Below are 12,891 nucleotides of genomic sequence, written 5' to 3'. Positions count from 1 at the left end.
AATATCGAATCAAAGTTTTTGGAGTATCAGGGGACTTCGTTGACGGAGGGGCAAACGAAACCGTTTGGCCTCCTTTGACATTCCACAGGGAGTTGGAGAAGGTAAAGTTGATGGCCAAGCCCGAGGAGTGCCATTCCATGGAGACAGATCTTCGAGGGAATTACGATCCGGACATCGATGGTCCGGATCGCCCGCCGCCTAACAAAGTCCCCGAGATCGGTGCGATTTGGGTTTGGCTTCTCGCTGGTGTCGCGATCGTGATCTGGTCGTGGGTCGTTGTGTCGTTTTATTCCTACTTCCCGCCGGAACGCTCGAGCCGTCGAAGTCTCCGATGCCGACTCGTCCGCATCAACGGCGTTGCCACCCGAGCTGAGGCCACTGTTTGCGGACACGCCGGTCTCGGTCTCGAAGAAGGGGATGCCTGTCACGCAGTTCAGGCGTGCCGCTTAATTCCGCCATCCTCTTCGGCCCAACCCTCGGTACCCGCTCGAATTCCTCGACGGAGTCGGCCGTCTTCCTCTCGACGATTCGTCCTCCCCGTGCTTTTGATTTGCTCTCCCGGCCAGCAGGCGTCGGATTGCGATGTGTCGCTTGACGACGCTCGTTCGACCGACGCTGGCCATGTCGAGCCGAGGCCGTCAGGTCGAATCCACTCGTGTGTCAAATGCGCTGGTCAATGAGCATGGGCATCCTCGGTGAACCCGTCATGGTCTGGTAGTAGTGGGTGGCTGGTTCGCAGACGATGTAGGCGACGGCGTTGCCCCGCTCATCCGCGACCAGCAGGCCTCGGATCCCGGCTTCGATCAAGTACCAGACGCCTCGGCGTTCCAGGCCGAAGCTGGCGGGGATGTCGACGAGCCTCGCTTCGATGTTCCGCCAGCCGCCTTCTTCGATCGTCGCCCGCCACGTCCAGCCGGTCCTGGGCAGGAAGCGGCTCTGCCCGCGGCCATTGCCCCAGCGGGCGAGGACAAGCCGGCCGTCGCGCCGGATCGGCAGCCTCGGGTTCCTGTCTCGCCAGAGGAAACGATATTCCTCGCCGTCGCCGCGAACGTAGCGGCGCCGGACCAGGCCGGGCAGCCCCAGCAACTCCGTGGGCAATTCATTCCCTGCCAGTGCGATACCGAGACACACCCGCCGAATGGCTCCTGTCGGCCTTGTTCTGATCGTCTGTTCTCTACTATACTTTCGCTCATGCGCCAAGGTCTCGTGGGACATCTGGACGCGGATTGTTTTTACGTGTCCGCCGAACGTGTGCGTTACACGCACCTCGCCGACCTGCCCGTGGGCGTGTTGGGGAACCAGGGCGCGTGCGTGATCGCGAAGAGCTACGAGATGAAGGCGGGGTGAAGACGGGGGAGCCGATCTGGGAAGCCCTCGAGAAATGTCCGGATGGCCTCGACGTGAAGCGGGACTTCCGCAGGTTACGAAGTGCTCTCGCGGATGATGTTCGAGACGATCCAGGAGTTCTCGCCCCGGGTCGAGTATGACTCGATCGACGAATTCTTCTTCGCCGCGATCCTGCTGCGGGGCGAGGACCTGCAAGAGACGGCCGAGGCGATCCGCAACAGGATTAGGGAGCAGGTCCGGGTCCCCGTGACCGTCGGGATCGCGCGGAGCCGGACGCTGGCGAAGCTGATCTCGGACTCGGCCAAGCCCTACGGGGCGGAGGCGATCCTCGACGACGACGCGGCGGAGGCATTGCTGGCGAGATTGCCGGTGACCGAGATCTCCGGGGTCGCCGGGCGACTCTGCCCCTGGCCAACGTCTACCAAAACACCTCGAACTCTTACGACATCTGCGACGTGCGGGGGAAGATGTGCTTTTGACGTCCCCGACCTCGATCCTCGGCCGATGCGATGACGCCTCGGCCGAAGGTCGACCTACTTGTGAGGAGACGTTTCCTTCGTCGCGGGTTTCTCGCCCGGCGAAGCCGGGGGCTGCAGCTTCGCGAGGTCGTAGGGGGGCCCGAGCAGTCGGCGGTAGTTTGCGCGCTGCCCTTTGGTGAAGAGCTTGGTAATCGCTTGCATCGTCTCGGCACGTGCTTTCAGCGTCGCGGTTCGCCCTTTCTTGGCCGCCTCCTTGAACTCTTTCGATTTGGTCGAGTCCATGCGTTCTTCCGGGGTGAGTGGGTGATCGTCGGGCGGCTGGGGGAGGGGGATGGCCGAGGTTTCCCACATGATCTCTCGGCCTTGGGCGACGATCTCCTGGATCAACTCGATTTGCTCAGGGCTCAGGTTCATCTTCTCGACGAAGTCGGGTCGAGTGAACGCGAACGGCCCTTCGGCCTGGGCCTGCACCTGGACCAGGCGTGAGCGCTGCTGAGGCTTCAGGACGTTGAGCGTGGACCACTCCCACTGCTCGTTGATCGTGGCTCGGGCTTCGTTCATCTGCTGCTTCACGAGCTGAACCACCTCGGGATCGGCCTGATCCGGCGGGGGCGTGCTGGCGCGATAGTCCGCCATCACGCGATCCATCGCGACGGGACGCTCTTCTTGAAGCGAGGCGATGCGTTCGGCCTGGGCCCTTGTCATCTTCAATTCGGCCTGGATCGCCGGGTGATGGATCAGGGTCACCAGCGGGACGGGAGTCGGGTTGACCCCGATCCCCAGATTCCCTCGCTGAACGGGGTAGGGTGTCGTCGGGGGCAGGGGTACCGTCTGGGCCTCTGCCGTGAGTCCCACGAGAAGAACGATCGAAGCGAGCCGTCTGAGCATGGCTTTCGGTTTCCTATGCGTCGAGGGTTCCTCCATAGTTCTGCCCCTTCGCGACGTTTCGCTTACGGATTCCTTTCGTGGAGACTCGCGCTGAGGCATGCTGAGGCCGGTGTGTCTGCGGTGCCCGATCGACACGGGGGGACGCATCTCCTAGAGTGTTTGGCTTCTGGCACGGTGGGTGAACCGATTCGCATCTGGCGATGACTCAGGCGGGTCGGGATTTCACCGTTCGATGCGGCGACGGTCGACTCGGCTTCGATCGTTGGGGTTCGGAATTCATTCAGGCATTGCGGCCTTCGAGAGGCTCACGGAGAGCGGCCTGATACGCGGGGCCGTGATCCGGCCCTCGTCGACGCCGGGAGGACGAGACGTGAGTCCCTGGTCACAAGACTACGACCCGCTGAATGCCTGGCCGCTCTCCACCATGGTCGCGGCGTTGCCGGTGCTGTCGCTCTTCTTCGTGCTCCTGGTGCTCAAGGCCCGGGTCTGGGTCGCGGCGCTGGCGGGGGCGTTGGTCGCGGTGATGCTGGCACTGGTCGTCTTCAAGATGCCGCCGTCCCTGGTGGGCGGGGCGTTTGCGCTCGGCGTCCAGTTCGGCTTATGGCGGATCGCCTGGATCATCGTCGCGTCGATCTTCCTGTATGAGATCGCCGTCGAGACGGGGCAGTTCTCGGTGATGAAGGAGTCGATCGCGTCGCTCTCGGCGGACCGTCGGCTCCAACTGATCCTCGTGGCCTTCTGCTTCGGGGCCTTCCTCGAAGGGACCGGAGGCGGCGGTGCGCCCGTGGCGATCGCGGGGTCGTTCCTGATCGGCCTGGGTTTCGACCCGTTCCAGGCGGCGACGCTTTGCCTGGTCGCGAACACGGCGCCGGTCGCCTGGGGGGGCGTCGGCAATCCGGTCCGGGTCCTGGCGGGCGTCACCGGCCTGCCCGAGGCCGCGCTCAGCGCCATGACGGGCCGGATCCTCCCGCCGCTCTCCGCGATCCTGCCGCTCTGGCTCGTCCGGAGCATGGTCGGCTGGCGCGAGACGTTCGCCGTCTGGCCGGCGCTCGTCGTCAGCGGGCTCTCCTTCGCGCTGACGCAGTTCTACTGGTCCAACTACCAGGACTCTGGACTGGTCGACATGGTCGCCGCTCTTGTCTCGCTGCTCGCCATGGTTGCGTTCCTGAAGATCTGGCGTCCGGCGGTCGTCCTCGGGCATGACCACGGGATGGCCGGTACGCCCGAGGTGCGGCACCACTCGGTCTTCGCCGTGCTCAAAGGGTGGTCGCCGTTCTTGCTCGCCTCGCTGCTCATCTTCCTCGCGACCCAGCCGAAGGTCGTCGCGGCTTTGAGCCTCCCCACCCTGAAGCAACCGATGCCCGGGCTCCATAAGGCCGTGGTCCGGGTCCCGCCGGTCGTGAAGGAGCCAACGCCCGAGGATGCCTTCGTCGACCTGAACGTGCTCACGTTGCCGGGGACGGCGGTCTTCCTCGGCGGATTCCTCTCCGCGTTCGGCCTCGGGCTCTCTCCCGTTCGAGTCGCGCAGATCCTGGGCAGGACGGTCGTTCGGATGGCCCCATCGCTGCTGGCCATCAGCTTCATGGTGGGCTTGGCGTTCGTCACTCGCTACTCGGGCATGGACACGATCCTCGGCCTGAGCCTGACCCACACCGGCGCGGGCTTCCCGTTCTTCGGCACACTGCTCGGCTGGTTGGGCGTGGCTTTGACGGGGACGGACGCGGGCTCGAACGCCCTTTTTGGGAACCTGCAGAAGGTCACCGCCGAGCGCCTCGGGCTCTCGCCGGTGCTGATGGCGGCGGCCAATTCGAGCGGTGGGGTGATGGGCAAGATGATCGACGCGCAGTCGATCGTCGTCGCGGGAGCCGCGACCCAGCAGACGGGCAACGAGGCGGCGATCTTCCGGGCGGTCCTCAAGCACAGCCTGGCGCTCGTCGCGATCGTGGGGTTGATCGTCACGGCGTTTGCGTTTGTGTTCCCGGGGTGGATCCCGGAGGGGACTTTAGCCACGGATTGAACACGGATGAAACACGGATAAGAAGGGACGGAGAACAGACGATCCACAGATGACGCAGATGAACGCAGATGGAGATCACTAAAAATAGAATTGGTTTTAATCTGCGGTCATCTGCGTCATCTGCGGATGGTTCTCCCTTCCGGCGATGGGCGTTTATTTCGTCCGTGCGCCGATGAACGAGCCGCGGACGAGGATGTCGTTCTTTTCGTAGGAGGAGTTCGGCATCAGGCAGGTGCGGACGCCGGGGCCCTTGGAGTAGAACTTGCCGTAGACGTCGTTCATGGGCTTGTAGTCTTTCATGTCTTTGAGGTAGACCCAGCCCGCGACGATGTCTTCGGGGGTCAGGCCGGCGGCCTCGAGGACGGCGGTGTGGTTCTTGGCCATCTCGACGACCTGTTCTTCGAGTTTCGCGGTGACGGGGCTGCCGCCGACCTTGAAGGCGGAGAGGCCGGACATGTAGAGCGTGTTGCCGGCCAGGATGCCGGGGCTCGCGACGACCGAGGCTTCCATCGGGCCGGGCTTGAAGTCGGCCGGGCGGATGACCTTGCGGTTGGCCAGGTCGGTGGTGGCGAAGCAGGTCACTTCGACGTGGGAGCCGCCGGGGATCCAGTCGACGAAGACGGTGGAGCAGGCGGGTTCGTCACCCTCCGGGAAGAATTCCTTGTAGACCTTGGCCGCGACCTCGAGGTTCTCATACTTGTCGAGGAAGACGTGGCTCATGACGACGTTCTTGAAATCCAGGTTCGCCTCCTTGAGCGTCGACTGGACGTTCTTCATGCACTGGCGGACCTGCTCCTCGAACGTCTCGGGATGCTTGCCGTCGGCGGTCTGGTCCCCTTTGCCCGAGACGTAAACCGTGTCGCCCGCCTGGATCCCGGGGCTGTAGGGACGCCCTTCGGGGGGCGAGCCGATCGCCTTCCGCTCGGCGAGGTCGCTATACGCGATGCAGGTGATCTCGACGCGAGACTCGCCCGGGACCTGGGGGACGCCCAGGGTCGTCCGCGCGGGCGGGTTCTTCGGGAAGAACTTCGCGTACTCGGCGTTCATCTCGGCGTACTTGTCGGGATCCTCGAGGTAGACGAACGACTTCACCACGTGTCCCATGTCGAGGCCGGCCATCTGCAAGGTCTTGCGGATCTCGTTGAGGCAGTTCTGGACCTTCTCCGGGAAGGGGGCGTCGGGGCGGTAGTCCCCCTTGCCCGCGACGTAGAGCGTCTTCCCGACCATCACGCCGGGGGCGAAGAGCGCCTTGGGGCGTTCGCCGTTCTTCGTGATGAACTTCTTGGCAGGAGCCTGGCCGACGGCCGGCTGGGCGAGGCCGAGGGCCAGGGCGATCGGCGCGAGGGCGACCAGACGAACTCTGCTCATGTCTCCCATCCTTTTCGTGCGAATTCCGGAGGTATAGGCGGATGTGTCGACGTCGGCGGCGAGTGTATCAGACCGCGCGCACGCATTCTATCGTCCGTCGGCCTGCGCCCGGCTTGATTCGGAGTCGCCGTTGTCCCAACATGTGGGTGGGACGACACGACGCTTCCAAACACCCCGGACATCCGCGAGGGGACCACGATGTCGCTGCCAGCCGGTCTTATTCTGATCCTCGCCGCGAGTGCGAGCGTGCAGCCGCAGTATCATCTTTTGTTGCGTGGCGGCCACGTCATCGACCCCAAGAATCACAGGAATGCCGTCGCCGACGTCGCGATCCTCGACGGCAAGATCGCGGAGGTCGCGCCGAACATCGACCCCGCCAAGGCGTTGAAGAGCGTGGATGTCTCGGGACTCTACGTCACCCCCGGGCTCGTGGACGAGCATGTGCACGTGTTCGCGGGCCCTGGTGAGCGGAACTCTTATGTCGGCGGGCAGAGCGTCGCCCCCGACGGCTTCACCTTCCGCGCCGGGGTGACGACGGTCGCCGACGCCGGATGCGCCGGTTGGCGGGACTTCGAGGAGTTCAAGACGCGGATCATCGACCGCTCGAGGACCCGCGTCCTGGCGTTCATCAACATCGTCGGGCACGGCATGCGCGGGAGGAACTTCGAGCGGGACCTCGGCGACATGCAGCCCGAGCCCACGGCCGCGATGGCCAAGAAGTACAAGGATTGGGTCGTCGGGATCAAGACGGCCCACTACCCAGGCGCCGACTTCGCCGCGGTGGACCGGGCCGTGGAGGCCGGCCGATTGGCGGGCATCCCCGTGATGATCGACTTCGGTCGGGCGAACCCGAAGACGAAGTCGCTCGAGGAACTGCTGACGAAGAAGCTCCGCCCGGGTGACATCTACACCCACGTCTACTCGGGCCTCCGCGGCGAGCTCGACCCCTCGGGCCATGCGAACCCGGCGTTGTTCGAAGGCCGGAAGCGCGGGATCCTTTTCGACGTCGGACACGGCGGGGGCAGCTTCGCGTGGCGGGTCGCGGTCCCGATCTACGAGGAAGGATTCAAGCCCGATACGATCTCGACGGACCTCCACATCAATAGCGCACTCGCGGGCATGAAGGACATGCTGAACGTCATGAGCAAGTTCCTCGTCCTGGGGATGCCGCTCGAGGACGTGATCCTCCGCTCGACCTGGAACCCCGCGCGTTCGCTCCGTCAGGAACAACTCGGGAACCTCTCGGTCGGCGCACCGGCGGATGTCGCCGTCCTGCGGCTCGAGACCGGCTCCTTCGGCTACATCGACGGCTACGGGGCGCTCCTCCGCGGCGACAAGAGGTTGTCCTGCGAGATGACCGTCCGCAACGGGAGGATCGTCTACGAGCTGAACGGCCTTTCCCGCCCCGATTGGAAGACCCTCCCCAAGGATTACCGGTCCACGGGGGCCCGGATCTGGGACGGGAACCGAGAGCCGTTCGACGAGTGGGTCCGTCGGACCATTTCCCGAGCGATCGCCCGGTAACCTGGAGGGCGCGCCAAGTCGACAGACTCTCCTCGGCCGTCCTCTCCTCGGCCAATTCGATCAACGATCACCCCGGACGGTGTTGCGTCACGTCGAGTCTCCCGAAGATCCACGAACGTCGGAGGCCAATCGAGATGGGCGGTTCCCTGAAGACCAAGCGTCGAGCGTTCCTCAGCGTCCTTGCCGGCCTGCCCGGCGTGCGCATGCTCCTCCCCGGCGGCGAGGCGTACGCCGCCGCGGCCGCCGATCACTCGCCGGGACGTGACATGATCGAGGAGCTCGGCGTCCGGAGCTTCATCAACGCGGCCGGCACCTTCACGATGATGACCGGGTCGTTGATGCGTCCCGAAGTCATGGCGGCCATGCAGGCCGCCTCGCGAAAGTTCGTGATGCTGGACGAGGTCCATGCCGCCGTCGGCCGGAAGATCTCCGAGCTGATCGGCTGCCCCGCGGCCCTGGTGACGTCCGGCTGTGCCTCGGCCATGATGCTCGGGACCGCCGCCTGCCTCACCGGCTCCGACAAGGACAAGATGAGCCGGCTGCCGAACCTCGAAGGCATGAAGAGCGAGGTCATCGTCCAGCGCTCCCATCGCGTCAACTACGACCACGCCATCCGCAACACCGGCGTCAAGATGGTCGAGGTCGAGACGGCCGAGGAACTCGAGAAGGCGATCAACGACAAGACCGCGATGATGTTCTTCCTGAACTCCGCGGACTCGAGCGGGAAGGTCCACCACGAAGAATTCATCGCGATCGCCAAGAAGCACAAGATCCCCACGCTGATCGACGCGGCGGCGGATGTCCCCCCGGTCGACAACCTCTGGCGATTCACGAAGCTCGGCTTCAGCCTCGTCGCCTTCTCCGGCGGCAAAGGCCTGCGCGGGCCGCAGTCGGCGGGGCTCTTGCTCGGCGACAAGGACCTGATCGCCGCCGCCAAGCTCAACACCAGCCCCAACGGCGACACGATCGGCCGCACGAACAAGGTCAACAAGGAAGAGATCATCGGGATGCTCGTGGCCCTCGAGACCTACCTCAAGGAAGACCACGCTGCGGTTTGGAAGGATTGGGAAGGGCGCTGTAAGACGATCTCCGACGCCCTCGCGTCGTTCAAGGACGTCAAGACCGAGGTCTACGTCCCCTCGGGCGCCAACGCCGTGCCGCACCTCCGGATCAACTGGGATTCGAAGGCCCTGGGCGTGACCCCCGCCCAGGTCGTCGAGAAGCTCCGCGCCGGCAAGCCCAGCATCGAGGTCGGACCGGGCTCCGGCCGTCGTCTCTCCATCGGCGTCTGGATGATGGAGCCGGGCGAGGACGCGATCGTCGGCGAGCGTCTTCGGGCGATCTTTGCGAGTGCTTGAAGCTGTAAAGGGGCTCCCTCGAAACGCGGCTTTGAGAACGGTCCGCGTTTCGAAGGGTGAGCCGGCAGATTCGGTGGGCGATGCCCACCCTACGAGGGATGAACATGCCTTTCTCGTGGGGTGGGCATCGCCCACCGAACCGTTGGTGTGGCCTGGCCTTGGGGCAGAGACCCGGTTTTGAAGAAAAACCGGGTTTCGAGAGAGATGTGAGATCGAGTTACAGGCGTTTCTCGATCTCGGCCCGAGGGGTCGGGGGCTTGTTGGGCTGGGCGTCGAGCCACTTGAAGAAGTCGGCCTTGATGGCGTCGGTCCAGGGGACGTCGATCTGGCCGGGGGTATAAGTGCCTTCGCGGAGGCGGAGGTGTCCGAACTCGTCCTTGAGGCGGACGACTTCGGAGCTGAGGACGACCTCTTCGGCGAGGTGGGGCGGGATGACGATCACGCCCTCGCGCCTGGCGAGGATGATGTCGCCGGGGAGGACCGTGACCTGGCCGATGCGGATCGGGCGGTTGATCGAGTACATAAGCATATTCTTCATGAACGACGGGTCCCAGCCCCGGACGAACGCGTTGAACCCGTGGATCGCGGCGAGGCCGTCGATGTCGCGGGCGCCCGCGTCGAAGACGACGCCGTTGCCGGACTTGGCATAGATGGCGTTGCCGAGGTTGTCCCCGATCAGGGTGCCGTCGGCGACCTTGCCGAACCCGTCGGCGATGTAGACGTCCCCCTTCCGGAGCATGTCGATCGGCCACGAGTTCGTCGGCCCGATGCGGCCCTCGGCCTTGCCGAGCTGGTTCACGCGCTCCACGAAGTCGGGCCGGCTCGGGAGGTACGAGGCGGTGAGCGCCCGTCCCACGAACGGCTTGTCCGGGCGGAGGATCTGCCAGCCGCCGGCGAACTGGTTCTCGAAGCCCTTGATCCGCAGGAGCTCCCAGGCTTCCTCAATCGAGACCATCTTCATGCGGCGGACCAGGTCGTCGCTGACCTTCGGCCGGCCGTCGGCCGATCGCTCGCCCTTCCAGGTCGAGGTGAGCGCCAGTACGTCCGCCTTCGACGCGGCGGTCCCGCTCGGAGTTTCCTGCGCGTCGGCCGTCGCGGCCAAACAGAGCCCTCCCAGGACGAACGACGCCAAGGTCGTCGTCAACCGACCCCTTACCCGAGCCAGCGCAAAAGGCATAATCAAGACTCCAGCCCTCGATTCGGAGAGGAACAACGCGGTTGGATGGGTCATGAAGAATTGCGGGCCATCGGCCGGGCCGAGCGAGTCGACCGGGGATCGATCGAGGACGTGTCGCCCCTTCGCCGGCTCGTCCCGTCCCGGATTCGCCCCGAGTGTAACCGTCGCCTCGCGAATTGAAAGACTCTTCCCGGACCCGGGTCATTCGTCGAGAGGGGGTGCGGCCCCACACGCCGAGGCATTGGCGCAATTATAAGATCGCGATCGCCCGGGACGGGATCCGGGTGGCTCGGCCGAGTCTTCAGGGCAGGGGGCGAAAGTCGCCGTTGGGTAAGGGGAGTGGCGAAGAAGCTTTGCGACGGGCGGAGGACGGCGGGAGGATGCTTGAAAGCATCAAAATGATTTAGGGAATCCCGGGTTTCCGGGGAGCCGGCTCGTCCGAGCGTGTGCTGAAGTACGTCAGACCACTTCGGAGCTGCTGCTGGACTATGCGGTGATGTTGGCGGTCGTGGTGGGCTGAGTCAACGAGTAATTCCCGGCGTCGGCCCCGGCGAGGGTGAGGCCGCTGACGGTGATGGTCTTGTTGTCGCCCACGTCGGGCGTGTCGAAGGTGCCGGTGGCCCCCGTGGTCACGAGCGTCACGTCGTCGCCGGTGAGGACTCCCTGGAGCGCGGCGGCCGAGGTGTCGAGGGTGGCGTTGGTGGTGCCGTCGAACGGCTTGTCGACCCCTTTGATCCCGGTGACGGTGAGTGTGGCGGCGGTGATGTCGGCCGTGGTCGTGACCGGGATCACCAGGTAATTCGCGGCGTCGGCCCCGTCGAGGGTGATGCCGGTGACCACGACCGACTTGCCCGTGCCGACATCCTTGCTGTCGAATTCGCCTTTGATCTTGCTAAAGTTCAAGGATAATTCCTCGCCGGGGGGGACGTCATCGTCGAGCCTGGCCTGGGAGACGTCGAGGGCAACTCCCGTGGTGGCGTCGTACACCTTGTTGTCGGCGACGATCCCGGAGACGCCAATGGGCGCCGGGGTGATGTCCGCGGTGGTCGTGGGCGGGATCAGGACGTAATTCGAGGCGTCGGGGCCCGTGAGGGCCAGGCCGAGCACCGCCACCAATTTGGCGGTGCCGACGTTCTTCGAGTCGAAGACGCCGAAGGCCTGGGTCGTGACCAGCGTGGCGGAGTCGCCCGCCAACAGGCCCGTCACCGAGGCGTTGGCCGCGGTGACGGACGTGGTGGTGGTCCCGTTATAGGTCTTGTCGGCGGCCGTGAAGGTGCCGTTGACCTGGAGCGGGACCGGCGTGATCACGAGGGTGCCCGTGGAAAAGCCCACGTAGTTCGGGTCGGCGACGGTCGCGATCACCGAGTAGGTCCCGACCCCGGTCGGGCTGGCCACGGGCTTGCCGGTCGAGTCGGTGTACGAGACGTTCGTGAGCAGGCCCGCCGGGCTCGTGGTGACGGTGACCGACTTCGGCATCCCGTTGTAGGCCTGGGTCAGGTTGCCGAGGGCGACGATTGCGAGCGACTTGTTCACCGTCAGGGTGCCGCTGCTCGTGCTCTGCGTGTAGGTGATCCCCCCCTCGAACTTCGCGGTGATCGCGTCGGCGTAGACCCCGGTGTTGATCCCCGCGAGGGGCACGCCGGAGAGGGTCGCGATCCCTTGGCCGTCGGTCGAGGCCGTGCCGACGACCTTGCCATTGACCAGGAACTGGACCGACTGGCCGGTGAGCGGAGTCCCGTTGGACTTGAGCGTGGCCGTCAGCGTGGCATTCCCGTTGTAAAGGCCGCTGCCCGACACGTCGTTGAGGCTCGCCGGGAACTGGCTCACCGCGAGGGCCCCGAGGCCGATGCTGCGAAGGTGCGTGCGATCGCCGGCGTAGACGGCCTTGATGGCGACGGGGTAGGTCCCCGGGATGTAGTTCTTGAGCCGGACGTTGGGCACGACCGCGACGCCATTGACGTCGGTATACGTGACGGCGACGACCTTGCCCTTGAGCTGGAAGCGGACGATGGCGTTCTGCACCGGCGCACCGTTGGAGGTCACCGTCGCCGTGAGGGTCGCCGTCCCGTTCATGACCCCGTAGCCCGAGACGTTGGTCATGATCGTCGCGGCCTTCGGCACCCGACGTGCCTGCGAAGCCACGGCCGCGTGGATCTCGTGGGCACCGGCGTGGTTCGTACCGACGATCGCGGAGTGGCCGAGATGCGGGGCATCCGCCAATGCGCGGAGCGACGCCCCGCTCAGGAGCACTCGTTCTTCGACCGGCTCGACGACGAGCGGCCTGCGAGAGCGGTCGCGGCGAGCCCGACCACCGTCCTGGCTCGACATCCGACCTCGGCCCTCGGTGTCATCGGCCTCGGGCCGAGACGGCAACCTCTCGTTCTCAAATCCAAAGTTTCGCAACATGAGACCTCCAGCGAACAACCACCGTGTTTGTGGGGGGATACGGTACGGGGATGGCGCGAGTCGTTCGTCCTCGTGCCGAGGGAGGCGCCGTATTCCGAGGCAAGCCCTCATGGCTCTTGAAGCGATCACATCCATCGACAGAGACGTATGGCGTGTCTTTCCGTCGATGGTCCTCGTCCTCGATCGGCGCGCAAAAAATCACACCCGGAAGCGTGGCTCGCCTACCGTCTTTTCTTCGATCGCGGCGAACCCTCACTCAACGAGGTCCACGACGAACCTTCGGATCCGTCGGTAACCTCCCGGTGTCACGAGCCGTGTCCTCCTCGT

8 protein-coding genes and 1 pseudogene are annotated in these 12,891 nt (G+C 65.1%); 4 read left to right on the top strand and 5 right to left on the bottom strand.

The window, feature by feature from the left end; all coding sequences use genetic code 11:
• Positions 1 to 660: 660 nt before the first annotated feature.
• The gene (locus tag ACYOEI_RS25515) at positions 661 to 1,131 is read right to left on the bottom strand and encodes a hypothetical protein (protein ID WP_462852455.1); all 471 of its coding nucleotides are present in this window, start codon (positions 1,129 to 1,131) and stop codon (positions 661 to 663) included.
• A gap of 60 nt (positions 1,132 to 1,191) precedes the next feature.
• On the opposite strand from ACYOEI_RS25515, the pseudogene ACYOEI_RS25510 reads away from it, so the two are divergent.
• A pseudogene (locus ACYOEI_RS25510) lies at positions 1,192 to 1,860 on the top strand (DNA polymerase Y family protein).
• Positions 1,861 to 1,880: 20 nt separating this feature from the next.
• Here ACYOEI_RS25510 and ACYOEI_RS25505 read toward each other — a convergent pair.
• Entirely contained in the window at positions 1,881 to 2,714 is an 834-nt protein-coding gene (locus ACYOEI_RS25505) for a hypothetical protein (RefSeq protein WP_462852454.1), read from the bottom strand.
• Positions 2,715 to 3,084: 370 nt separating this feature from the next.
• Here ACYOEI_RS25505 and ACYOEI_RS25500 point away from each other — a divergent pair, with 370 nt between their 5' ends.
• On the top strand, positions 3,085 to 4,731 hold the full coding sequence (locus tag ACYOEI_RS25500; protein WP_462852453.1) for an L-lactate permease: 1,647 nt from the start codon (positions 3,085 to 3,087) through the stop codon (positions 4,729 to 4,731).
• Between the two features lie 153 nt (positions 4,732 to 4,884).
• On the opposite strand, the gene ACYOEI_RS25495 is transcribed toward ACYOEI_RS25500, so the two are convergent.
• On the bottom strand, positions 4,885 to 6,099 hold the full coding sequence (locus ACYOEI_RS25495) for a Rid family hydrolase (protein ID WP_462852452.1): 1,215 nt from the start codon (positions 6,097 to 6,099) through the stop codon (positions 4,885 to 4,887).
• 198 nt (positions 6,100 to 6,297) lie between these two features.
• On the opposite strand from ACYOEI_RS25495, the gene ACYOEI_RS25490 reads away from it, so the two are divergent.
• Both ACYOEI_RS25490 and ACYOEI_RS25485 read left to right on the top strand, forming a co-directional pair.
• Positions 6,298 to 7,623 carry an amidohydrolase/deacetylase family metallohydrolase gene (locus ACYOEI_RS25490; RefSeq protein ID WP_462852451.1) on the top strand — a complete coding sequence of 442 codons (1,326 nt, stop codon included), beginning with the start codon at positions 6,298 to 6,300 and terminating at the stop codon, positions 7,621 to 7,623.
• Between the two features lie 134 nt (positions 7,624 to 7,757).
• Positions 7,758 to 8,981: an aminotransferase class V-fold PLP-dependent enzyme gene (locus ACYOEI_RS25485; RefSeq protein ID WP_462852450.1), complete on the top strand. Its 1,224-nt coding sequence runs from the start codon at positions 7,758 to 7,760 to the stop codon at positions 8,979 to 8,981.
• 217 nt (positions 8,982 to 9,198) lie between these two features.
• On the opposite strand, the gene ACYOEI_RS25480 is transcribed toward ACYOEI_RS25485, so the two are convergent.
• Positions 9,199 to 10,125, bottom strand: a complete 927-nt coding sequence (locus ACYOEI_RS25480) for an RraA family protein (protein WP_462852449.1) — start codon at positions 10,123 to 10,125, stop codon at positions 9,199 to 9,201.
• 519 nt (positions 10,126 to 10,644) lie between these two features.
• Positions 10,645 to 12,564 carry a YDG domain-containing protein gene (locus tag ACYOEI_RS25475; protein ID WP_462852448.1) on the bottom strand — a complete coding sequence of 640 codons (1,920 nt, stop codon included), beginning with the start codon at positions 12,562 to 12,564 and terminating at the stop codon, positions 10,645 to 10,647.
• Positions 12,565 to 12,891: the final 327 nt, after the last annotated feature.

It is taken from the genome of Singulisphaera rosea (assembly GCF_054877945.1).
The sequence above is the reverse complement of the archived record's forward strand: the minus strand, read 5'-3'. Positions and strand labels throughout refer to the sequence as shown.

What these genes read in the sequence shown, in the direction of transcription:
- ACYOEI_RS25475 (WP_462852448.1), bottom strand. Translation starts at nt 12,564, where the DNA reads ATGTTGCGAAACTTTGGATTTGAGAACGAGAGGTTGCCGTCTCGGCCC.
- ACYOEI_RS25490 (WP_462852451.1), top strand. Translation starts at nt 6,298, where the DNA reads ATGTCGCTGCCAGCCGGTCTTATTCTGATCCTCGCCGCGAGTGCGAGC.
- ACYOEI_RS25485 (WP_462852450.1), top strand. Translation starts at nt 7,758, where the DNA reads ATGGGCGGTTCCCTGAAGACCAAGCGTCGAGCGTTCCTCAGCGTCCTT.
- ACYOEI_RS25505 (WP_462852454.1), bottom strand. Translation starts at nt 2,714, where the DNA reads ATGCTCAGACGGCTCGCTTCGATCGTTCTTCTCGTGGGACTCACGGCA.
- ACYOEI_RS25495 (WP_462852452.1), bottom strand. Translation starts at nt 6,099, where the DNA reads ATGAGCAGAGTTCGTCTGGTCGCCCTCGCGCCGATCGCCCTGGCCCTC.